Consider the following 20,040-nt stretch of genomic DNA (forward strand, 5'->3'; position numbering starts at 1 on the left):
AGCCGGTGTGCCTTACATCGAGATGTCGTGCAGGTCTTTCACGATGGGCGGCCCGATCGTGAAGTCTGAGAAATAGACCGTGAGACCGCCGCGCTCGGGCGTGCAACACATCGGGCCGACGAGCCATCGTGCGTTCGCGCTGCTCGATGAGAAAGGCGCGAGACGCATGAGCGTCCAGTTGCCTTCATCGGCGCTGCATTGCACTTTCAGCACGCCTTGCGCGATCGTCACGCGAAGCCGGAAGCGGTTTGCGCCGGCACGCGAGCCGAGCGACCAGTCCGAGAGGTCGTTCGTGAGTACGGTGCTGAACGTGAGCGCGCCGTCGTTGTATTCGGCGCCGGCCTTGATCCAGAGCTCGGGGCTTTCGCGGATCATCAGGCCCGCCTGATCGTATAGCGCGGAGAAATCGCCAGCGACGGCGACTTCCGCCGTAAAGTCGCCTTCCACGCTCGCCGCGAAAACATGGCCGTTGTCGCGCACGAAGCCGTAATGCGTCTCGCGCCAGAAGTCGGTGTTCGTGTCGGTGGTGACGATGAGCGTGTCGTTGTCGACGCGCCATTGCGCGGGCTCGTTGATCCATCGGCATTGCTCGAACATGGCGTCTGGCGTCGCGTGAAGATGGCAGCGCAAGTATTTCACGGCGCGCAAGCCGTCATGCTGCCGCGCGTGACGCAGTGCAGGGCAACGAACGGTCGTAGGAAAACGGTTTTCTGTGTCGACTGCATTAACATACGAACACTTACCGTCACGCTTTGAATCGAGAGAACGATGGTCAAGCTGATGATGATTCTGCTGGGCGTCGACTATTTGCGCAATCGTTGGCGCAGCCTGACGGTCACGGGCTGGTTGCTTCTGGCCGTCGGCATCGGCGTCTTCATCGATGCCCTCGACGGCGCGCTCGGCTTTCCGGTCGCGTTCGTCGGCTGGCTGCTGCTGATCGAGGGCGCGCTGACATTGTCCGTCGCGTGGGCGGGCGTCGGCGGACAGCGCAGACTGCGCTATGCGAAGGGCATTGCATTCGTTCTTACTGCCGCGTTGATCTTCGAAGGCGATCATCACGGTCACTTCGTTCTTTCGATCCTGATCGGGCTCGCGTTTATCTTCGACGGCCTGTTGCAGGCGACATCGGCGCTTGTCGTGCGTTACCGGCGCTATCGTGTCGCACTCGGCTTCGCCATCTTCGAGATCGTCCTCGGCATCTTCATGATTCAACCGTATCCGACGCATTACAAAGGCACGGTGCCGTATTGCATCGGTGCGTTCTTTATCTTCGCGGGCTGGAATCTGATCATGATCGGCATGCGCGTGCGCAAGCTGACGAGCAATCCGGCCGTATGGGGCGATGCAAGCGCGGAAGCGGCGAGCGTTGCGGACAAGGCGCGCGATAACGAAGCGCGCGTCTTGCAAGCCAGCGAATGGGACGGCCCACCCGCCGATAACGAACCGGCGCTCACCGTGCATGTGTGGACGCCGGTCGGATCGTCGAAGGCCGAAACGCAATGGCACCCGATCGTCGATCGTTATATCGCCGCGGTGGATCGCAATGGCGTGATCTCGACGGGACACGCGGCGCTCGAATCGCCGGAAGGCATCTATGTGAGTCTCTATCCCGCGGTTGAAATCGACCGCTCGCCCGATGACTTCGCGCGCCTGCTGCGTGCCACGCGCGAGAACGATGTGCCCGGCGTGTTCCAGCCGAGTTATGCGATCGAATCGAAGGCATGGTGTCCATCGACCGTGCGCGTGCGTATCCGCAATTACGACCCGGCGCGGCTCGATAGTTTCTGGCGCAACTATCGCGCGGATACGACTTATAACCTCACGCACCGCAACTGTTCGAGCAGCGTGTCGCGCGCACTCGACGCCGCGCTCGAAGGGGCGGCAGGGCGCCTTTACGGTTCGCGCGCGGGTTGGGGCGCGCTCGTCAGGATGATCGTGACGCCGGAACTGTGGGTCGCGGCGCAGATACGCAAGCGCGCGGTGACGATGGCCTGGACGCCCGGCCTCACGCTCGACTATGCGCGCGCGCTCAGCATGGTTGCCGATCCGCGTCCCTATGGCTGGCTAAAGGTCGCGCGCATGGCGCTTACGAAGATGCGCAAGTCGCGGCGTGCATGGCGCGAGGAAGGTGCGCTTGCGCAGAACGGCGGATCGAATGCCGATCCGCCCGCACGCGTTTGATGCGCTGCGCCGCTACGCTATAGATCGAGGTCTTCGGCTTCCTTGCGTGCGCGGCGTTCCTCGTTCGCGCGCCGTGCGCGCAAGCGCTGACGCGATAGCTGAGCGATCACTTCGCCCGTCGACGCGCCCGGCGGAATCTCATTGCGAATGACCTTCGGTACCATCGGCAATCCCATGCGCTGTCGACGCAGCGCGCGGGCGATGGCGGTGCGGCATTCCTGACCGTGACAGTCCCATTCGTCACGGATTCGCTCGCAGTAGGGACATTTTTCCATCCCTCAAGTCTACCGCGAAACAGTGGCGGCTTCGTGCGTCACACATCCCATACGCCGCTCGCCGCGGCTCGCGTGGCGTAGTCCTCGAACGAGCAGGCTTCGCGATGCAACGCGGCGCGCACGCCATCGGCGGGCTTGTCGTTGGGGCCATCCAGCACGGTCGTGAAGAGATAGAGAATCAGGTCGGTCTCGGGCTTCGGCACGCCAGCCGCGAGCAGAGCGTCGCGAAATGCATGGGGCGGCACGGGCACGAGCCGCATGTCACGTCTCGTCGCTTTCGCGATGCATGCGAGCGCTTCGGCGAAAGTGATCGCGCGACGTCCGGTGAGTTCGTAACGCCGCTTTTCGTGGCCTGGCTGCGTGAGTGCGGCGACGGCTGCATCGGCGATATCTTCCGCATCGACGAAAGGCTCTTTGATATCGGCGACGGGCAGCGCGAGCGTGCCCTCACGGATCGGATCCAGCAGAAAGCTCTCGCTGAAGTTCTGCATGAACCAACTGCAACGCAGGATGGTCCAACTCGCCCCGGAGCGTTGCAGCGCTTCTTCCGCCGCCTGCGCTTCTTCTTCGCCACGTCCCGACAACAGCACGATGCGTTCGGCGCCGCTCGACAACGACGCGTCGAAGAATACATCGAGATCGCGGAGAGCCGCGCGTGCGGCGCATTGCTGGCGTCGGCGATCCGGCGCGTGATGCCGCGTGCGGACAGCAAGCGCGTCAATGCGCTCGCGTTCCTGATCTGGCAGCTAGGCGAAGAAACAATGCGCCTCGCCGTCGCGCACAAGCGCGGTGAGGGCGCATTGCTCGTCGATGCCTATAAGCGAATGAGCTTGCGCGCCATCGAAGAGGCGTGAAAGGGGGGCCGCGTCATCCGCTCAACTGATTGGACGTGCTCGGCCGCCGCGCCCGCTGATGATGATCGAGGCTGCGGCGCAACACCTTTTTCACGAGGCCCTTGAGGAAGTGGATCGAGCGGTCCGCGCGTACGTTCAGATCGAACGGCTTCAGTTCGACAACCTGACGCTTGCCGCCTTCGGTGAGTTTCTCGCGCATCTTCCGATGATCGACGGCCATGGCCGTGAGCGTCTCGGACGCCTGCTTGAACGAAGCGCGATCGACGCGCGCGCAAACGTGGCACGCACGCTGAAAGAGCTTGTCGAAGACGGTGAGCCAGAAATCGTCCATGTCACTGCCGTCGCAACGTGCGAGCGCTTCCTGCCCTGTGAGGCGCAGATTGTGCATGTCGCGCAGCTTGGCTGTCTGCGTGATGCTGCCGAAGCGCCGCCGATAGCCGATCAGCGGCGCGGGAATCCGATAGATGCTTTCTGCGCGCAGATAAGTCGAGGGCACGAGGGCCATGTCTTCGTAGTTTCGTCCTTCGGGAAAGGGCGCTGCGTCGAACAGGTCGGTGCGATAGACGCGCGCCCACGCAAAGGTATGGAATCGATCGGCAAACTGCTGCAGCGCCGCGCGATCCATCGGATGACCGCCGCTCGTCGCATGGTCGACGAGTTCGATGTTATCGAGCTCGCGGTCGTCGTCATCGATGATCTTGACGTTGTACTCCACCACATCCCACTTGCGCTCGGCGAGCACCGGGATCATCGCTTCGGTGAAGCCCTTCAGATAGATATCGTCGCCGTCCAGGAAGCCGACATAAGGCGTTCGCACCGCCGCGAGGCCGGTATTGCGCGCGGCGCTCAGGCCGCGATTTTCCTGGTGTATCAATTCGATGTGCACGCCGCGATCGCGCTCCACGACCGAGCGCGCTGCCGCATAGGTCTCATCGCGAGAACCGTCATCGACCACGATGATCTTCATCGCGTCGATATGAGGTTGGGACAGGAGGGATTCGAGCGCTTCCTCGATGTATCCCTCGATGTTATAAGCCGCCACGACGATGCTGAGCAGCGGACTGGTGTCTCGCAAGGAGTCACTCTCAAACGGCATGGATGACGCTCTCCGTCGATTGATTGGGCTCTGTCTCTCCGCACGCACCATGCGAAGAGCCGTTGTCGATGTCCCGCCGTGCCGCCGCGCGCAAACGCGCATCACCTTGTGATTGATTGCGGCACGACCGGACATGCAGCTGGTCTGATGGATGAGGCTGGCTCGATCACCGTACAAGACGGGAAGCTCTGGCAGCGCATTATTGTTGGAGCATGTCACGTCATATGGCGGGCCCCGGACACCCCGGCCTGACGTGCATGTCGATGGAACAATCGTTAATAGAGCCGTTTTTGCCGGGCGGGTTCCCCGAGCAACTGCATGCTAGTCCTTCAAAGCAACGAAGCGATGACACTCGCCTCTTTCAGCGTGCAGGCAAATGCAGTCCACCGGGACATACTAGTGGAAAAACGGCCGCGTGAAGCTGGGATTTCATCGCCGCCGCTTCATATCGGCGACGCAGGATGGCTCGCAAACGTTATCGTCCTGAGTCGATGGTCGCAGTTCGGTGCGCTCGGCCACATGCCCGAGCATCTTCAGCATTCAGTCGTGACAAACGGTTTCTGCGTGCAAGCGACTGTAGCAATGCCCTGCATATTTTTCTCATGACTTTGGCGTCATGAGGTCGAAGAAGAAAAAAATACGCATTCGGTTGAAGCGGCACGCTATCAAGCTCAGACGTTCTCCGGCGTATAAAGCTGCGCCGGCAGCGGATACTGGCTGGCCTGTGCTGCTTCGCCCGGCAGCGCTTGCAACGCGCGCAGCATTGCCTGAATGGCCGTCTCGGCGATGCGCTGAAGCGGCGTGTCGATCACGAGATCGATGACGCCTTCGACGAGCGCCTCGTACCGGTCGGGCATCAGGTCGCTGCACACGGTGACGATGCGTCGTCCCGCGGCCTCTTCGCGCAGCGCGCGTATCACGCCGCCCACGCCGCCGCCGGGGATATAGAGGCCGGCGAGATCGGCATGACGCGCGAGCATCGCGAGCGTCGCCTCGTAAGCGAGTTGCTTGTCTTCGAGATTGATCTGCGTATCGAGCACGCGCAATCCGGGCGCATGTTCGCGCAAGTACGAGCGAAAGCTGATCTCGCAGCTTTCCTGACCGAGATAACGCGGCGTGCCGACGAACACGCCAACAGTGCCTTCGTCGCGACGCGTGAGGCGGCTCACGGCCCACGCGGCCGTGCGTCCGCTCTTGCGCGGATCGACGCCGATATAACCCGCGCGTAAGGGCGCACTCAGATCCGATAGCAACGTGACCGTCGGCTTGCCCTGCCCGTGAAGCGTTTCGATTGCGGCGGTCACATGCGGATGGTCCACTGCGACCACGCCGAGCGCATCCACCTGCTCGCCGAGCGTAAGCAGCGTGCGTGCGATGGAAGCCGGATCGAGTTCATCCATGTACTCGATGACGGCGTTGCAATGCTCCGGTTCGTGGCGCGCGGCGGCATCCGTCAGAATGCGCGCGAACGTCTGATAGAAGGGATCCGCACGTTTCTGCAGACAGAAGCCGAGGGCGTAGCGTTCATGGCGCTCGCCGCGTTGCGCGCGCAGACGTTCGCGCATCAAGCCTGCGCCGTGATAGCCGATGCGCTCGGCTGCCTCGATCACGCGCAATGCAGTGCCTTCGCGCACGCTGAGACGTCCGTTGAAGACGCGATCCACTGTTGCCGGACTGACGCCGGCAGCATCGGCCACGGATTGAAGCGTGGGACGCTTGCTCATCTTTGATGTAATTGATGGGTTTCCAATTCGCGCGATGATGCCTAAAGATAGCAAATGCGCGTGAAGATTGCGCGGGCGATGCATCCGCTTTTATCATCGAATCAGCAATGACGAATGATGCAAATCCAATCATCGCTTGAGGTGACATGATGGATTCCGAGCAGGCGCAAGGTGCGGGCGCGCGGGACGGCTATCGCGATTACCGGCTCATCGGCGGCGCAGGCGAGCGTGCGAAAGCGTCGGGCCTGGTCAATGCGGACTGGTACAAGTGCGCGGTGCCGCGGCCGGTCATGAAGAGCCTGATGCAGCGTGGCGATGCACGCGCCATCCGCGACACCTTGCTCTGGTATGCGTCGATCATCGCGAGCGGCGTGCTGGCGTGGTTCGCATGGCAAGCGCATTCGCTCTGGGCGATTCCCGCATTTCTTCTTTACGGCACGCTCTATTGCAGCCCCGCCGATTCGCGCTGGCACGAAAGCGGTCACGGCACCGCATTCAAGACGTCGTGGATGAACAAGGCGCTCTATCAGTTCGCGTCGTTTCAGGTGTTTCGCCGGCCGACGATCTGGCGCTGGAGTCACGCGCGTCATCACACGGATACGCTGGTCGTCGGAAGGGATCGCGAGATTGCCGTGCCGCTGCCGACGGACTGGCTGAGTCTCGCATTGAACGTCTTCGCGCTGAAGCACGCAGCAGGCGAAGTGCCGAAGATCGTTTCATCCGCGTTCGGCGATATCGGCGACGAAGAAAAGACCTACGTGCCGGAATCGGAATGGCCGAAAGTCATTCTTGAAGCGCGCGTGACGCTCGCGATCTATGCGGCGGTGATTGGCGCATGCTTCGTGTCTCATTCCATCCTTCCCCTGCTTTATATCGGCTTGCCGAGTCTGTACGGCGCGTGGCTCTATCTCTTCTTCGGCCTCACGCAGCATGCGGGGATGCCGGAGAACGTGCTGGATCATCGCAAGAACTGCCGCACGGTGATGATGAATCCCGTGTTCCGCTTTCTGTATCTGAACATGAACTATCACGTCGAACATCACATGTTCCCGATGGTGCCTTATTACGCGCTGCCGCGCCTGCACGAAGCGGTGAAGCATGACATGCCGCCGCCTTACACGAGCACGATCGCGGCATATGCAGAGATCATTCCGGCGCTCGTGCGGCAAACGCGCGATCCGTCGTATCACGTCGAAAGACCGATGCCCGCCGCGACGCAGGCATGACCAAGGAGGCCGTTCCGATGACGCAATGGATCGATGCAGCTGCGATGGACGATATCGAAGACGAAGACGTGATGCGTTTCGATCACGATGGCCGCACCTTCGCGATCTATCGTGTGAACGATGCCGTCTATGCCAGCGATGGCCTATGCACGCACGAGCACGTTCATCTGAGCGACGGATTCGTGATGGACCACGTCATCGAATGTCCGAAGCACAACGGACGCTTCGACATTCGCGACGGCCGGCCGCTGTGCGCGCCTGTTTGCGAAAAGCTGCGGACGTATCCCGCGAAAGTCGAGGATGGCCGCATCTTCATCGAGGTCTGATGCCCCGTCGACGATCGACGTCGGTATGTGGCGCGCACGACGACGCGCCACGTCCGCTTGAACCGCTATGAATGCGCGAAGGCTTAAACGCGGAACATGCTGACGACGCGCGCAAGCCGCTCGGCCTGATCGCGCAGTTCGGCGGTGGAATGCTCCGCTTCACCGACGAGCGCGGCGTTCTGTTGCGTCGCTTCGCCGATCAGCATGACCGCGCTGTTCACCTGCTCGATGCCGCTTGCCTGCTCGCGTGACGCAACGCCGATTTCATCGACGATGGCATTCACGCGCGAGACTTGCTCGACGATGCCGCCCATCGTGCTGCTCGCTTCCTCGGCGATCTTGTAGCCGTGCGAGACCTTCGCGGCCGATTCGGCGATCAGCACTTCGATCTCTTTGACTGCGCCCGCGCTGCGTTGTGCGAGCGCGCGCACTTCCGATGCGACCACCGCGAAGCCCTTGCCGTGCTCCCCCGCGCGCGCGGCTTCGACGGCAGCGTTCAACGCGAGAATGTTGGTCTGGAACGCGATGCCTTCAATCGTCGCGGTGATGTCGGCGATGCGTCGTGCCGATGCGTCGATCTCGCCCATCGTCGCGACCACGCGCCCGACTGCATGACCGCCTGCGCGCGCGGCATCGGATGCGGACGCGACGAGCGTCCCCGCCTGCGCCGTATTCGCAGCGTTCTGCTGCACGGTGCTCGTGATTTCTTCCATGCTCGCAGCGGTTTCTTCGACGCTCGCGGCCTGGGTTGCGATGCGCGTGGCGATATCGCTGCTGCCCGATGCAATGCGCGCCGTCCCTTCGTTCATGTCAGCCGATGCGCTGCGCACCTGCGCGACGATGCCCGCGAGTCCGCGCGCGATGCCGTCGATCGCACGCATCAGCCGGCCGATATCGTCCTCGCGCGCGCTGTCGATACGCACGGTCAGGTCGCCCGCGGCGATGCGTTCCGACGCGCGCGTCACGTCGTCGATGGGACGGCCCACGAGTCGCGTGACCGCATAGAGCAGCACGCCGACGAGCAGCGCCACGATGACGAGCCCGAGAACCAGGAAGCGATTGCGGCTCGCGTGAACGTCGGCGAGCACTTCGTCGCGATATGCAATGCCGCCGATCATCCATTGCCATTGCGGCACCGTCATATAGATGATTTCCTTGTTGCCGCCATGCACGCGCGAATCCGCGCCCGCGATATCGGGGCCGTCGAACGAGAGCTCGCCTTCGTGCGTGTCGAGCATCTGCTTGAAGGGCGCAACGCGCTCATCGGCCAGTTCGCCTTTCGAACCGGGATGCACGAGCAGCTTGCCGCGGTTCGGGCCAGTCGATGCATCGACGACGAAGTGATAGCCGCTCGCGCCGATCGCGAGCTTCGCGATGGTGTCCTGCAACGCTGCGAATTCGGATGTCACGTCGACGCCAACGAAAAGTGCGCCGATGATGCGTCCCGATGCATCGGTGACGGGCTTGTACGCGGTGATGTACTGCTTGCCGAAAAGCGCCGCGATGCCGATATAGGGCTTGCCTGCAAGGATCGGCGCATACGCGGGGCCCTTGCGGTCGAGCAGCGTGCCGATCGCGCGCGTGCCGTCCTGCTTCTTGAGCGACGTCGTCACGCGCACGAAATCGTCCCCGGTGCGGGCGAAGATCGTCGCGATGGCGCCGCTTTCCTCGAGGAACGCGTCGGGAATCGTGAAGTCGTTGTTCAGCGCCTTGTCGCCCGCGAGGAAAGTCGGCGTGGCTTTACCGTCGATGTCCACGGTGCGGGTTTCATCGAGCGCGAACGTCGAAGGCAGACGATGCGCGAAGATCGTCATGAAGCGCGTGACTTCCGCGCTCACGGCCTTGTCGAAGAGGCAGATCATCGTCGCGATCGAGCGATTCTCGCTTTCGACGCGCGCGAGCGCATGCGTATCGACTTGCTCGCCCGCGCTGCGCGTGACGGCGACGGTGAAGAACGCGACGACGACTGCCGTGAGCGCGCAGGCGAGCACGGCGAATTTGGTCCCGACGTTGGTCCGGGCCAGAACATTACGAAACATGGGGAATCACTGGGCGATAAGAGTTGTGATGATCCTTATCGGCAGATGCTTAAGAAACTTTAATTTGCCGCAGGCATGAAAGCCGATGCGATGGCATCGCGCGCGCCGAGCGGCTCCTGTTTCCCAAGACAAATCCTAGAAAACGATTAACTTTTCTTACGCGTCGATACGGGTGCTGAAAGGGCTTCCAACTCGCCCGTCAGCAACAGTTCTGCCACAGATTAGGGCAAATACTAGGATAGCCAGTAGGCAGCAAACCCACTATTCTTCGAAAAAACGTTTTCCAAAACCTCGGCGAGCTTGCGCTTTTAACCGGCGCAAAGCCATCGCCCACGGCGCTCGTCGCCGTTCACGCAACAAGAAACGCGGCACGACGAGCGCCGCCGCGTCCGGAGACTTACATGAACACTGTCGTTGCCGGCGTCGTGCGTACCGCCAGCCGCTATCGCTGGACCGTGTGCGCGCTGCTGTTTTTCGCCACGGTCATCAACTACATGGACCGGCAGATCCTCGGTCTGCTCGCCCCCATGCTGCAGCACGACATCGGCTGGACGCAGGTGCAGTACGGCCGCATCGTGATCGCGTTCTCGGCTTTCTATGCGATCGGCCTGCTGTGTTTCGGGCGTATCGTCGACTGGCTCGGCACGCGCATCTCTTATGCGCTCGCGATGTTCGTCTGGAGCATCGCCGCGATGCTGCACGCGGCCGTCGGCTCCGTGATGGGCTTCGCCATGGTCCGCGCGCTGCTGGGCATCGGCGAGGGCGGCAACTTCCCCGCGGCCATCAAGACGACCGCCGAATGGTTCCCGCGCCGTGAGCGCGCCCTCGCGACTGGTATTTTTAATTCCGGCGCGAACATCGGCGCGGTCTTCGCACCGGCACTCATTCCCGCGCTCGCGGTGGCCTTCGGGTGGCGCGCTGCGTTCGTGATGGTCGGCGCGATCGGCCTCGTGTGGCTCGTCGTGTGGTTCGTGATGTACCGCCAGCCGGACGGCCGCGCGCACGACGACGAAATCGCCGACGAAGGCGATGACACCAACGCCGCCGACGCGGCCAACGCCAAGGCGCGCGCGCCGGGGTTCAAGGAACTCATCAGGAAGCGTGAGACGTGGGCGTTCATCGTCGGCAAGTTCCTGACGGATCCGGTGTGGTGGTTCTATCTGTTCTGGCTGCCGAAGTGGCTCAACGAATCGCGCGGCATGGACATGCAGCACATCGGCTTGCCGCTCGTCGTGATCTACGCGATCACGACCATTGGCAGCATCGGCGGCGGCTGGATTTCTTCCGCGCTGCTGCGCGCGGGCTGGACCGTAAATGCGGCGCGCAAGACGGCAATGCTGATCTGCGCATGCGCCGTGTTGCCGATCGCGTTCGTTTCGCAGGCAGAAAACCTGTGGGTCGCGGTGGCCATCGTCGGTCTCGCCGCAGCGGCGCATCAGGGCTGGTCGGCGAACCTCTTCACGACGGCATCGGACTTGTTCCCGCGACGTGCGGTGGGCGCGGTGGTCGGCATCGGCGGCATGGCCGGTTCGATCGGCGGCGTGCTGTTCTCGGAAGTGATCGGCCAGGTGCTGCAACGCACGGGTCACTACTGGGTGCTGTTCGCGATCGGCGCATCGGCGTATCTCATCGCCTTCGGGATCATGCACTTGCTCACGCCGAAGATGACGCCGGCGAAGCTCGCAGCGTAATTCGTATTAGCGATTATTAGTCAAGACATGCGCCGCGCCGCCCGCACTCGCAACTTGCAGGCAGCGCGGCGTACGTCATGCAGCGGCAGCAGTCGATTCACGCACGATGAGCCGCGGCTCGAACATGGAGTTGCCCGGATCGGGATGACCGGCGAGGGCGTCGATGAGCTTCTGCATCGCGAGTTCGCCCATCTTCTCGCTCTGAATGTCGACGGTCGTGAGTCCCGGCGCGGCGTATGCGCCGTAGGGCACGTTGTCGATGCCGGTCACCGAGACGTCCTGCGGCACGCGAATGCCGAGCGAAGCGGCTTCCTTCATGAAGCCGAGCGCGATCAGGTCGTTGTAGCAGATCACCGCTTGCGGGCGCTTCGGACCGAGCATCACGCGCGAGCAAGCCTGTTCGCCGGCAAGCGACGTTGGCGCATGGGCTTCGTAGATGTCGAGTTCGAGGCCCGCTTCGGCGAGACACTCGCGCGCGCCGCGAATGCGTTCATCGTTGATGCGCGCGTGCTCGAAGCCGAGATACGCGATGCGGCGATGCCCGAGATCGAGCAGATGACGCGCGAGCATGTAAGTAGCGAGGCGGCTGTTGATGCCGACGCTCGGAATCGGCAGCTCGGCGTTACGCAGCAGCACGACGGGCTTGTCGAGATCGAGCATCCACTGCGCGTTTTCGTCTGCCAGGCGCGAGCTGACGAGCAGGCCGTCCACGCGTTGCGCGAGCGCTTCGATGAGCGGCCGCTCGCGCGCCTGATTCTCGTCGATATCGACGAGCAGCAGCGTGTAGTCGTGCCGCAGCGCAATGCGGTTCGCGCCTTTCACGACATGCGTGAAGTGCGGATTGCTGATGTCGAGGATCGTGAGACCGATGGTGCGCGTCTTGCCGGTAATCATCGAGCGCGCAAGCGGGTTCGAGCGGTAGCCGAGCGAATCGATGGCTTCCTTGAGCTTGGCCTCGACCGGCGCGGAGAAGCGCTGCGCGCCATTGATGTACTTCGAGACGGTCGCGACGGAGACGCCTGCCGCAGCGGCGACGTCGCGAATGGTCGGGGAAATTTTTTTCATTCGGAGGGTAACGTTTTCGCACTGTTAACGGATTGTCGCAGAAATTCGGGAAACGATGACATCGAAACTTGCGTTTTGCATGCGGCGTTTTGCATGCCAGACGGCGATTGACGGCGCGTCGCGCCGATCGATATAGTCCCGAAAACGTTTTCTTCCTTATTGCTTTCAACGCATCAGTACGTATTGACAGGAGTCTCGATGAATCAGCCAAACGCAGCGGCCAAGCCGTTCAAGCGTCTGCTTCTGACCGGCGCGGCCGGCAATCTGGGTCGTCAGTTGCGCGGCGCGCTCGCTCAATGGGCCGACGTCGTGAGGCTCTCCGACATCGCGCCGCTCGACGATGCAGCGAGCCATGAAGAGATCAGCGCCGTCGATCTCGCGGATCGCGACAAGGTGATGCAGCTCGTCGAGGGCGTCGACGCGATCGTGCATCTCGGCGGCATCTCGATCGACGCGCCGTTCGACGATCTGATCGAAGCGAATATCCGCGGTACGTACAACATCTATGAAGCGGCGCGCCGTCATGAGGTGAAGCGCATCGTGTTCGCGAGCTCGAACCATGCAATCGGCTTTCACCCAGTCACCGAAGTGCTCGACGCCGATTCGCCCCATCGCCCGGACAGTCTTTATGGCGTGACCAAGTGCTTCGGCGAATCTCTGTCGCGCTATTACTTCGATCGCTTCGGCATCGAGACGGTGAACCTGCGCATCGGTTCGTCGTTCGAGGAGCCGAAGAATCCGCGCATGCTCGTCACGTATCTGAGCTACCGCGATTTCATCGAGCTCGTGCGCTGCTCGCTGTTCACGAATCGCGTCGGTCATGCGGTGGTGTACGGCGCTTCTGACAATCCGGTGAAGTGGTGGGACAACTCGAAGGCGGGCTTCCTCGGCTTCAATCCGCAAGACAGCTCGGCCCAGTTCGACGGGCTCTTTCCGGTGACCGGACCGAGCGCCGATCGCGATGATCCGGCGCAGCGCTTCCAGGGCGGCCCGTTCGTATTGGGCGAGCCGATGGAGCGCAAGCGATGAGCGCCGCCGTGCGCGCGGAACGCATCGACGCGGCCGGGCGCGCGACCGTCGGCGAATGTCCGGTATGGCGCGCGCAAGAGGGCGCGCTGTATTGGGTCGATATTCCCGCGCGACGGATCGTCAGGCTCGAGATCGAAAGCGCGAGACGTACGGAATGGGCGTTCGACGAACAGGTGGCATGCTTTGCGTTCGACAAGGCTGGGCGCGTCGTCGCGGGCATGGAAAGCGGCATGTTCGGCGTGACGCTCGCCGACGCGAACCAGGCGCACGCCGTGAAGCTCGCCGCGCCTTCGTTTCCCGCGACGGGCATGCGCTTCAACGATGGCCGCTGCGACAGGCAAGGGCGCTTCTGGGCCGGAACGATGGTGATGGACATGTCGCTCGCGAGTGCCGTCGGCGCGCTGTATCGCTTCGATGAGCAGGGCGCTTTGTCGGAGCCGGTCGTCGATGGTCTGATCACGCAGAACGGCCTGGCATGGTCGCCGGATGGCAGAACGATGTATTTGTCGGACTCGCATCCGCAACGGCGCATGATCTGGGCATTCGACTTCGACCCCGACACCGGCACGCCGCACGCGCAGCGCGCATTTGCCGATCTGCATCACTACGCGGGCCGTCCCGATGGCGCCGCGGTCGATGCGGACGGCTGCTACTGGACGTGTGCGAACGACGCCGGCCGCCTGCTGCGTTTCACACCGCGCGGCGAACTCGATCGCGAGATCGTGCTGCCTGCGAGCAAGCCGTCGATGTGCGCGTTCGGCGGCAGCGATCTGAAAACGCTCTATGTCACGACTATTCGTCCGGCAATGAATGCCACTGACGACGACGGTCACGTGTTCGCATTCAACCCCGGCGTGCAAGGATTACCGGAGCCGGAGTACGCCGCGCTGTTACCGGTAGCATAAACTTCACGAAAACGGGGCGATCATTCGCCCCGTCCGCATTTTTTTCGCATGATTTGGGACGCAAACGATTCGAGCGCACTTTATTGGCGCGCATCGAAATGATGGACACGTCCCCCTTCGGAACCGATACCAAGCACAAACACCAATGCTGCAAGTCCTTCTGAAAGAGTAGTCTCCGCAGGTATCTCAAGCACCCGCGATCAACAGATTCTCTAATCCGGAGGAGACATTGATGGACCTTGAAGCTCGCACCATGAAGCGCGTGATGGTTCGCCTCGTGCCGTTCCTGATCTTGTGTTACTTCATCGCATATCTGGACCGCGTCAACGTCGGCTTTGCCGCATTGCAGATGAACAAGGCGCTCGGTTTCACTGCGAGCATGTTCGGTTTCGGCGCCGGCATTTTCTTCATCGCCTATTTCTTTTTCGAGGTTCCTTCGAACCTGCTGCTCGAACGATTCGGCGCGCGCCGCTGGATCGCACGCATCATGTTCACGTGGGGCATCCTCGCAGCCGCGATGGCCTACATTCCGCATATCGCGCAGGCGACGGGCCTCTCCAACGCATACGTGTTCTATGGCTTGCGCATCCTGCTCGGCGTCGCGGAAGCGGGCTTCTTTCCCGGCATCATCTTTCTGCTGACCTTGTGGTTCCCGGCGAAGTATCGCGGCCGCGTCGTCGGCTATTTCATGGCGGCGATTCCACTGTCCACCGTGATCGGCGGACCGATCTCCGGCGCGCTCTTGCAGATGGACGGCATCAACGGCATGGCGGGCTGGCAGTGGCTGTATCTGATCGAAGCGATTCCCGCGTTGCTGCTCGCGTTCGTCGTGTACTTCTATCTGACCGACAAGCCTTCCGACGCACACTGGCTTGCAAAAGAAGAGCGTGACTGGCTCGTCGATCGTCAGGCGCAAGAGCGCGCGCATCGCGAATCCGTGCATGCGTTCAGCGTGAAGGAAGCCATTTTCAATCCGCGCGTGCTCGCCATTGCCCTGATCTACTTTGGCGCGAATGCCACGAACTATGGGCTGAGCTTCTTCCTGCCGCAGATCGTCAAATCGTTCGGTCTTTCCAACTTGCAGACCGGCTTCGTCACGTCATTGCCCTATGCCGTGGGCGTGATCAGCATGGTGCTGTGGGGCCGTCATTCGGATCGCAAGCTCGAACGGCGCTGGCATGTCGCGATTGCGTTGATGGTCGCGGCGGGCGGCATCGCGGCATCGGCGGGCCTCGACGATCCGGTGATGAAGATGATCGCGCTGTCGATCGCGGGCTTCGGCATCTTCGGTTGCCTGCCGGTGATCTGGACGCTGCCGGCCTCGTTCCTTTCGGGTGCGGCGGCGGCGGGCGGCATCGCGGCGATCAACTCGCTCGGCAATCTCGCGGGCTTCTTCGGTCCCTATGCGATGGGCTGGATCAAGGACAGCACGGGCGGCTTCGGCGCGGGCCTGCTGTGCCTGGCGGGGGCGGGCATGGTCGGCGTGGCGGCGGTCCTGCTGCTGCATCACGATCAGGCACTGGAGACGATTTCCGGCGCGCATGACGTCGAGGATGGCGAGCCGAACATGGCGCGTTGATGTTGCATCGCGAGTACCGCGCCAACGCGCGGTACTCGCGTATTCATTCAAGCGACGACTGCGCGCGTCGCAATCTCTCCCGGCTGTTGATCAGATGCAGACGCATCGCGGTGCGCGCCGAATCGGCATCGCCGCGTTCAATGGCGTCCGCGATCTGTTCATGCTCGCGATTCACGCGCATCAGGTAATCCGCGTATTGATCGCGCGGAATCGGCGTCGCCGTGATGCGCGTGCGCGGAATCATGCGCGTGCCCAGATGCTCCATGATCTCGACGAAATAGCGATTGCCCGTTGCATGCGCGATCTCCATGTGAAAGCGCAGATCGGGCGATACGGTATCGCTTGCTTCGCCCACATTTCTTGAAAAGTCCGCGAGCGTCGAGCGCATCGTCGCAAGACGCGCGGCATCGCAACGCATTGCGGCAAGTCCCGCGCTTTCGGTTTCGAGACTGATGCGCAATTCGAGGATGGCGAGCGCATCCATAGAACCGGCGACATCGGCGGGATCGAGTTGCAGAAGAGGCGACATGCCCGCTTCACACACGAACGTACCGATGCCATGCCGCGTTTCCACGCGTCCTGCCGCTTGCAGACGCGACAGCGCCTCACGCACGACGGTGCGGCTCACGCCGAAGCGCTGAACCATTTCCGCTTCCGTCGCGAGCCTGCTGCCGCCCTTCAGTTCCTGTGCATCGATCTGGGCGCGCAAGGCGTCGACGAGTTGCGCGGTCAGACTGCGTCGCGCTTGCGGCGATGCAATCGAGGATGCGTCGGTGCCGGCATGAAGATCGGGCGATAGCGTCACGGTATTCTCGTTGGCGTGGGTTTTACACACATTGACAAATCGTTCGGCAAATGATGATATGCGTCATGCAGTGATATGACAACGTACAAGAAGATGCGCGCAGGGTAATCCCTAGCGACGACAGCCTTCAGGAGACACAACACGATGGAACAACAAACCAGCACGCCGTCCGCCGACGAAGATGCGCAATTCGATCGTCTGTTGCTGACGGGCGCCGCCGGCGGAATCGGCCGCGCGATCCGGCATCGCGTCGCCGAGTTCGCGCGGCATGTGCGGATCTCCGACTTGCCTGGCGTGTTGCAGGGCGACGCCGCGCCTCACGAAGAGATCGCTCCTTGCGATCTCGCCGACCGCGACGCCGTCGATGCGCTTGCGATGGACTGCGACGCGATCATTCATCTCGGCGGGGTATCGGTCGAGCGTCCGTTCGAAGAGATTCTCGAAGCCAACATCAAGGGCGTTTTCAATCTTTACGAAGCGGCGCGCCGTCAGGGCGTGAAGCGCATCGTGTTCGCAAGCTCGAATCACGTCACGGGTTTCTATCGGCAGGACGAACGAATCGACGCCACTGCGCGCAAGCGCCCCGATGGCTACTACGGCTTGTCGAAGTCCTTCGGCGAGGACATGGCGCAAATGTATTTCGACCGGTACGGCATCGAGACGGTGAGCATTCGTATCGGCTCCGTGTTTCCGGAGCCGAAGGACCGCCGCATGATGGCGAGCTGGATGAGCTACGACGATTTTCATGACCTGTTGCGCCGCAGTCTCTTCACGAAAGACGTCGGCCACACGATCGTCTTCGGCATGTCGGCGAACGCGCATACATGGTGGGACAACCGCTGCGCCGCGCATCTCGGCTTCGTTCCGCGTGACTCGTCCGAGCAGTTCCGCGAAAAGGTCGAAGCGACGCCGCCGCCGGCGCCCACCGATCCCGTGGCGGTGCTGCAGGGCGGTGCCTTCACGACGACTGGCCCGTTCGATCCGGTTTAATGCATGCGAAATGCAGTATCACGGCACTCGTAGTATGTCGTCATACATCCAGAGCGGGCGCACAGCGTGTTAGCGCCCACACCTGACAGGAACTCTTGCCGCCATGTTCTCTCTCGATTTTTCACCGCTGCTGCCGTACTGGCCGACGTTCCTGCTGGGCGCATGGCTCACGCTCAAGATGACTTGCGTGGCTGTGTTCTTCGGGCTGATTCTCGGCATGCTGGTGGCGTTCGCGAAGCGCGCGAAAGTGCCGGTCCTGACGCGCCTGTGCATCGTCTATATCGAGGCGGTGCGCAATACGCCGTTCCTCGTGCAGATCTTTCTGCTGTACTTCGGTCTTGCGAGCATCGGCTTGCGCATGCCGACGTTCGCGGCCGCCGCGCTCGCGATGACGATCAACATCGGCGCATATGCGGCCGAGATCATCCGCGCGGGACTCGAATCGGTGCCACGCGGACAAATCGAAGCGGCCGAATGCCTCGGGCTTCCGAAGTGGCGCATCGGCTGGCATGTGATGTTGCAGCCGTCGATCGAAAAGGTCTATCCCGCGCTGACGAGCCAGTTCCTGCTGATGATGCAGGCCTCCGCGATCGCCTCGCAGATTTCGGCCGAAGAGCTCACGGCGGTCGCGAACACTGTGCAGTCCGATACGTTCCGCTCGCTCGAAACGTACATCGTGGTCGCGGCGCTGTATCTGGCGTTGTCGCTCGTCATCAAGCTCATCGCGTGGGCGGTGGGAGAGCATCTCTTCAAGCGCCGCCGCGCGATCCGGCTTGCTGCTAAACGCGCCGGCAAGACGCCGCCCGATCCGCAGCGCATCGATACGGTCATTCCCGGAGGTGCGGCATGAGCGGCGGATTCACGTCATCGCACCTTGTCTATCTAGTGCAATCGATCGGCTGGACGCTCGTGCTTTCCGCGCTTGCGTTCGTGCTCGGCGGTATCGGCGGCTTTGCCGTGATGCTCGCGCGCATCTCGCCGCGCGCATGGCTTGCGCGCGTGGCGCTCGTGTATATCGAGGCGATTCAGGGCATACCGCTGCTGATCCTGCTGTTCATCGTGTACTTCGGCCTGTCGGTGTACGGCTATCAGGTGCCCGCGCTCGTCGCGGCCGGGCTCGCGCTGATGATCTATTCGAGCGCATATCTCGGCGATATCTGGCGCGGCTGTATCGAAGCGATGCCCAAGCCGCAGTGGGAAGCGTCGGAATGCCTGTCGCTCACGCGCTGGCAGACGCTGCGCCTCGTCATCATCCCGCAGGCGATGCGTCTCGCGCTGCCGCCGACCGTCGGGTTTCTCGTGCAGCTCATCAAGATGACGTCGCTTGCTTCGGTGATCGGCTTCATCGAGCTGACGCGCGCGGGGCAGATCATCAATAACTCGATCTTCCAGCCGTTCCTCATCTTCGGTCTGGTCGGCGCTTTCTATTTCGTCCTGTGCTATCCGCTTTCGCGCTGGAGCCAATCGATGGAGAACAAGCTCAATGTCAGCAATCGTTAAGGTCGGCGATATTCACAAGAGCTTCGGCTCCAATCATGTTCTCAAGGGCGTTTCCTTCGAAGTCAACAAGGGCGAGATGATCGCCGTGATCGGCGCGAGCGGTTCGGGCAAGAGCACGGCGTTGCGTTGCATCGACAGGCTGGAGACGATCGACCAAGGGCAAATCGAAGTGTGCGGCATTCGCGTCGATGATCCGAAGGTCGATCTGCATCTGTTGCGCCGCGAAGTGGGCATCGTGTTTCAAAGCTACAACCTCTTTCCGCATCTGACGGTCGAAGAGAACATCATGCTCGCGCTGCGTCACGTCAAGAAGATGTCGCGCGACGAAGCGCGGCGCATTGCGATGAACGTGCTGGAGCAGGTCGGTCTCGGACAGAAGGCCGATGCGTATCCCGAGCAATTGTCGGGCGGACAGCAGCAGCGCGTGGCGATCGCGCGCTCGCTCGCGATGTCGCCAAAGGTGATGCTGTTCGACGAAGTGACCTCGGCGCTCGATCCGCAATTGACGGGCGAAGTGCTGCGCGTGATGGAAGACCTCGCTGCCGACGGCATGACGATGCTGCTCGTCACGCACGAGATGGCCTTCGCGAAGCGCGTGGCGGATCGCATCATCTACATGCATCAGGGAAAGGTTTGGGAAGTGGGCGACGGCAGCATGCTCGATGCGCCGCGCACACCCGAATTGCGCGCATTCCTCGATAACGGACTTTGATAATCGCAGCATCAATTCAGCAACATTAATAACGACGGAGACG

Annotated in this window: 20 protein-coding genes; 12 read left to right on the forward strand and 8 right to left on the reverse strand. The window is 62.1% G+C overall.

The annotated features are described in order from the left end of the window. Positions 1–12: 12 nt before the first annotated feature. Positions 13–639: a DUF1349 domain-containing protein gene (locus NCS67_RS21570; RefSeq protein WP_250436502.1), complete on the reverse strand. Its 627-nt coding sequence runs from the start codon at positions 637–639 to the stop codon at positions 13–15. Between the two features lie 129 nt (positions 640–768). Here NCS67_RS21570 and NCS67_RS21575 point away from each other — a divergent pair, with 129 nt between their 5' ends. Continuing rightward, entirely contained in the window at positions 769–2,181 is a 1,413-nt protein-coding gene (locus tag NCS67_RS21575; RefSeq protein ID WP_250436503.1) for an HdeD family acid-resistance protein, read from the forward strand. 17 nt (positions 2,182–2,198) lie between these two features. On the opposite strand, the gene NCS67_RS21580 is transcribed toward NCS67_RS21575, so the two are convergent. Continuing rightward, positions 2,199–2,456 (reverse strand): hypothetical protein, encoded by a 258-nt coding sequence (locus NCS67_RS21580; protein ID WP_033536198.1) that lies wholly within the window; start codon positions 2,454–2,456, stop codon positions 2,199–2,201. A 38-nt stretch (positions 2,457–2,494) separates the two neighbouring features. Further along, a complete protein-coding gene (locus NCS67_RS32105; RefSeq protein WP_502801870.1) occupies positions 2,495–2,947 on the reverse strand; it encodes a Rossmann-fold NAD(P)-binding domain-containing protein in 453 nt (150 codons plus the stop codon). Here NCS67_RS32105 and NCS67_RS21590 point away from each other — a divergent pair. Beyond that, positions 2,855–3,310, forward strand: coding sequence for a hypothetical protein (locus NCS67_RS21590; RefSeq protein WP_502801873.1), 456 nt, complete (start codon positions 2,855–2,857; stop codon positions 3,308–3,310). The genes NCS67_RS32105 and NCS67_RS21590 overlap by 93 nt on opposite strands. A 13-nt stretch (positions 3,311–3,323) precedes the next feature. Here NCS67_RS21590 and NCS67_RS21595 read toward each other — a convergent pair whose 3' ends face one another. Together NCS67_RS21595 and NCS67_RS21600 are read right to left on the reverse strand one after the other, a co-directional pair. Beyond that, the gene (locus NCS67_RS21595; RefSeq protein ID WP_250436506.1) at positions 3,324–4,385 is read right to left on the reverse strand and encodes a glycosyltransferase family 2 protein; all 1,062 of its coding nucleotides are present in this window, start codon (positions 4,383–4,385) and stop codon (positions 3,324–3,326) included. Between the two features lie 692 nt (positions 4,386–5,077). Beyond that, positions 5,078–6,130: a LacI family DNA-binding transcriptional regulator gene (locus NCS67_RS21600; protein ID WP_250436507.1), complete on the reverse strand. Its 1,053-nt coding sequence runs from the start codon at positions 6,128–6,130 to the stop codon at positions 5,078–5,080. A 146-nt stretch (positions 6,131–6,276) separates the two neighbouring features. On the opposite strand from NCS67_RS21600, the gene NCS67_RS21605 reads away from it, so the two are divergent. Then, positions 6,277–7,356, forward strand: coding sequence for a fatty acid desaturase family protein (locus NCS67_RS21605; protein WP_250436508.1), 1,080 nt, complete (start codon positions 6,277–6,279; stop codon positions 7,354–7,356). A gap of 17 nt (positions 7,357–7,373) precedes the next feature. Further along, complete coding sequence (locus NCS67_RS21610; protein ID WP_008348011.1) at positions 7,374–7,682, forward strand: non-heme iron oxygenase ferredoxin subunit; 309 nt, start codon at positions 7,374–7,376, stop codon at positions 7,680–7,682. Between the two features lie 83 nt (positions 7,683–7,765). Here NCS67_RS21610 and NCS67_RS21615 read toward each other — a convergent pair whose 3' ends face one another. After that, positions 7,766–9,721: a methyl-accepting chemotaxis protein gene (locus tag NCS67_RS21615; RefSeq protein WP_250436509.1), complete on the reverse strand. Its 1,956-nt coding sequence runs from the start codon at positions 9,719–9,721 to the stop codon at positions 7,766–7,768. Between the two features lie 401 nt (positions 9,722–10,122). Between NCS67_RS21615 and NCS67_RS21620 the strand changes: the two genes are divergently transcribed. Beyond that, positions 10,123–11,412, forward strand: coding sequence for an MFS transporter (locus NCS67_RS21620; protein ID WP_175980811.1), 1,290 nt, complete (start codon positions 10,123–10,125; stop codon positions 11,410–11,412). A gap of 75 nt (positions 11,413–11,487) precedes the next feature. Here the strand turns inward: NCS67_RS21620 and NCS67_RS21625 are convergent, their stop codons facing one another. Then, positions 11,488–12,477, reverse strand: coding sequence for a LacI family DNA-binding transcriptional regulator (locus tag NCS67_RS21625; RefSeq protein ID WP_008348017.1), 990 nt, complete (start codon positions 12,475–12,477; stop codon positions 11,488–11,490). Positions 12,478–12,675: 198 nt separating this feature from the next. On the opposite strand from NCS67_RS21625, the gene NCS67_RS21630 reads away from it, so the two are divergent. The 3 genes from NCS67_RS21630 (at position 12,676) to NCS67_RS21640 (ending at position 15,990) form a co-directional block, all read left to right on the forward strand. Beyond that, positions 12,676–13,506 carry an NAD-dependent epimerase/dehydratase family protein gene (locus tag NCS67_RS21630; protein WP_250436510.1) on the forward strand — a complete coding sequence of 277 codons (831 nt, stop codon included), beginning with the start codon at positions 12,676–12,678 and terminating at the stop codon, positions 13,504–13,506. Further along, positions 13,503–14,411, forward strand: a complete 909-nt coding sequence (locus tag NCS67_RS21635; protein WP_250436512.1) for an SMP-30/gluconolactonase/LRE family protein — start codon at positions 13,503–13,505, stop codon at positions 14,409–14,411. The genes NCS67_RS21630 and NCS67_RS21635 overlap by 4 nt, the downstream gene beginning before the upstream one ends. Before the next feature lie 232 nt (positions 14,412–14,643). Further along, complete coding sequence (locus NCS67_RS21640; RefSeq protein ID WP_008348022.1) at positions 14,644–15,990, forward strand: MFS transporter; 1,347 nt, start codon at positions 14,644–14,646, stop codon at positions 15,988–15,990. 43 nt (positions 15,991–16,033) lie between these two features. On the opposite strand, the gene NCS67_RS21645 is transcribed toward NCS67_RS21640, so the two are convergent. Continuing rightward, on the reverse strand, positions 16,034–16,795 hold the full coding sequence (locus NCS67_RS21645) for a FadR/GntR family transcriptional regulator (protein WP_250436514.1): 762 nt from the start codon (positions 16,793–16,795) through the stop codon (positions 16,034–16,036). A gap of 144 nt (positions 16,796–16,939) precedes the next feature. Between NCS67_RS21645 and NCS67_RS21650 the strand changes: the two genes are divergently transcribed. The 4 genes from NCS67_RS21650 to NCS67_RS21665 all read left to right on the forward strand — a co-directional run bounded on the left by NCS67_RS21650 (position 16,940) and on the right by NCS67_RS21665 (position 19,997). Next, the gene (locus tag NCS67_RS21650) at positions 16,940–17,785 is read left to right on the forward strand and encodes an NAD-dependent epimerase/dehydratase family protein (RefSeq protein ID WP_008348024.1); all 846 of its coding nucleotides are present in this window, start codon (positions 16,940–16,942) and stop codon (positions 17,783–17,785) included. Positions 17,786–17,888: 103 nt separating this feature from the next. Then, the gene (locus NCS67_RS21655) at positions 17,889–18,635 is read left to right on the forward strand and encodes an amino acid ABC transporter permease (RefSeq protein ID WP_175980815.1); all 747 of its coding nucleotides are present in this window, start codon (positions 17,889–17,891) and stop codon (positions 18,633–18,635) included. Further along, positions 18,632–19,285, forward strand: a complete 654-nt coding sequence (locus NCS67_RS21660; protein WP_008348026.1) for an amino acid ABC transporter permease — start codon at positions 18,632–18,634, stop codon at positions 19,283–19,285. The genes NCS67_RS21655 and NCS67_RS21660 overlap by 4 nt, the downstream gene beginning before the upstream one ends. After that, a complete protein-coding gene (locus NCS67_RS21665) occupies positions 19,269–19,997 on the forward strand; it encodes an amino acid ABC transporter ATP-binding protein (RefSeq protein WP_008348027.1) in 729 nt (242 codons plus the stop codon). The genes NCS67_RS21660 and NCS67_RS21665 overlap by 17 nt, the downstream gene beginning before the upstream one ends. The last annotated feature ends 43 nt before the right edge of the window (positions 19,998–20,040 follow it).

The sequence above is a fragment of the Caballeronia sp. ATUFL_F2_KS9A genome (assembly GCF_023630765.1).
In the GTDB taxonomy this organism is placed as follows: Bacteria; Pseudomonadota; Gammaproteobacteria; order Burkholderiales; family Burkholderiaceae; genus Caballeronia; species Caballeronia zhejiangensis.

What these genes read in the sequence shown, in the direction of transcription:
- NCS67_RS21625 (WP_008348017.1), bottom strand. Translation starts at nt 12,477, where the DNA reads ATGAAAAAAATTTCCCCGACCATTCGCGACGTCGCCGCTGCGGCAGGC.
- NCS67_RS21575 (WP_250436503.1), top strand. Translation starts at nt 769, where the DNA reads ATGGTCAAGCTGATGATGATTCTGCTGGGCGTCGACTATTTGCGCAAT.
- NCS67_RS21640 (WP_008348022.1), top strand. Translation starts at nt 14,644, where the DNA reads ATGGACCTTGAAGCTCGCACCATGAAGCGCGTGATGGTTCGCCTCGTG.
- NCS67_RS21660 (WP_008348026.1), top strand. Translation starts at nt 18,632, where the DNA reads ATGAGCGGCGGATTCACGTCATCGCACCTTGTCTATCTAGTGCAATCG.
- NCS67_RS21655 (WP_175980815.1), top strand. Translation starts at nt 17,889, where the DNA reads ATGTTCTCTCTCGATTTTTCACCGCTGCTGCCGTACTGGCCGACGTTC.
- NCS67_RS21665 (WP_008348027.1), top strand. Translation starts at nt 19,269, where the DNA reads ATGTCAGCAATCGTTAAGGTCGGCGATATTCACAAGAGCTTCGGCTCC.
- NCS67_RS21615 (WP_250436509.1), bottom strand. Translation starts at nt 9,721, where the DNA reads ATGTTTCGTAATGTTCTGGCCCGGACCAACGTCGGGACCAAATTCGCC.
- NCS67_RS21620 (WP_175980811.1), top strand. Translation starts at nt 10,123, where the DNA reads ATGAACACTGTCGTTGCCGGCGTCGTGCGTACCGCCAGCCGCTATCGC.
- NCS67_RS21630 (WP_250436510.1), top strand. Translation starts at nt 12,676, where the DNA reads ATGAATCAGCCAAACGCAGCGGCCAAGCCGTTCAAGCGTCTGCTTCTG.
- NCS67_RS21580 (WP_033536198.1), bottom strand. Translation starts at nt 2,456, where the DNA reads ATGGAAAAATGTCCCTACTGCGAGCGAATCCGTGACGAATGGGACTGT.
- NCS67_RS21610 (WP_008348011.1), top strand. Translation starts at nt 7,374, where the DNA reads ATGACGCAATGGATCGATGCAGCTGCGATGGACGATATCGAAGACGAA.
- NCS67_RS21600 (WP_250436507.1), bottom strand. Translation starts at nt 6,130, where the DNA reads ATGAGCAAGCGTCCCACGCTTCAATCCGTGGCCGATGCTGCCGGCGTC.
- NCS67_RS21650 (WP_008348024.1), top strand. Translation starts at nt 16,940, where the DNA reads ATGGAACAACAAACCAGCACGCCGTCCGCCGACGAAGATGCGCAATTC.
- NCS67_RS21605 (WP_250436508.1), top strand. Translation starts at nt 6,277, where the DNA reads ATGATGGATTCCGAGCAGGCGCAAGGTGCGGGCGCGCGGGACGGCTAT.
- NCS67_RS21635 (WP_250436512.1), top strand. Translation starts at nt 13,503, where the DNA reads ATGAGCGCCGCCGTGCGCGCGGAACGCATCGACGCGGCCGGGCGCGCG.
- NCS67_RS32105 (WP_502801870.1), bottom strand. Translation starts at nt 2,947, where the DNA reads ATGCAGAACTTCAGCGAGAGCTTTCTGCTGGATCCGATCCGTGAGGGC.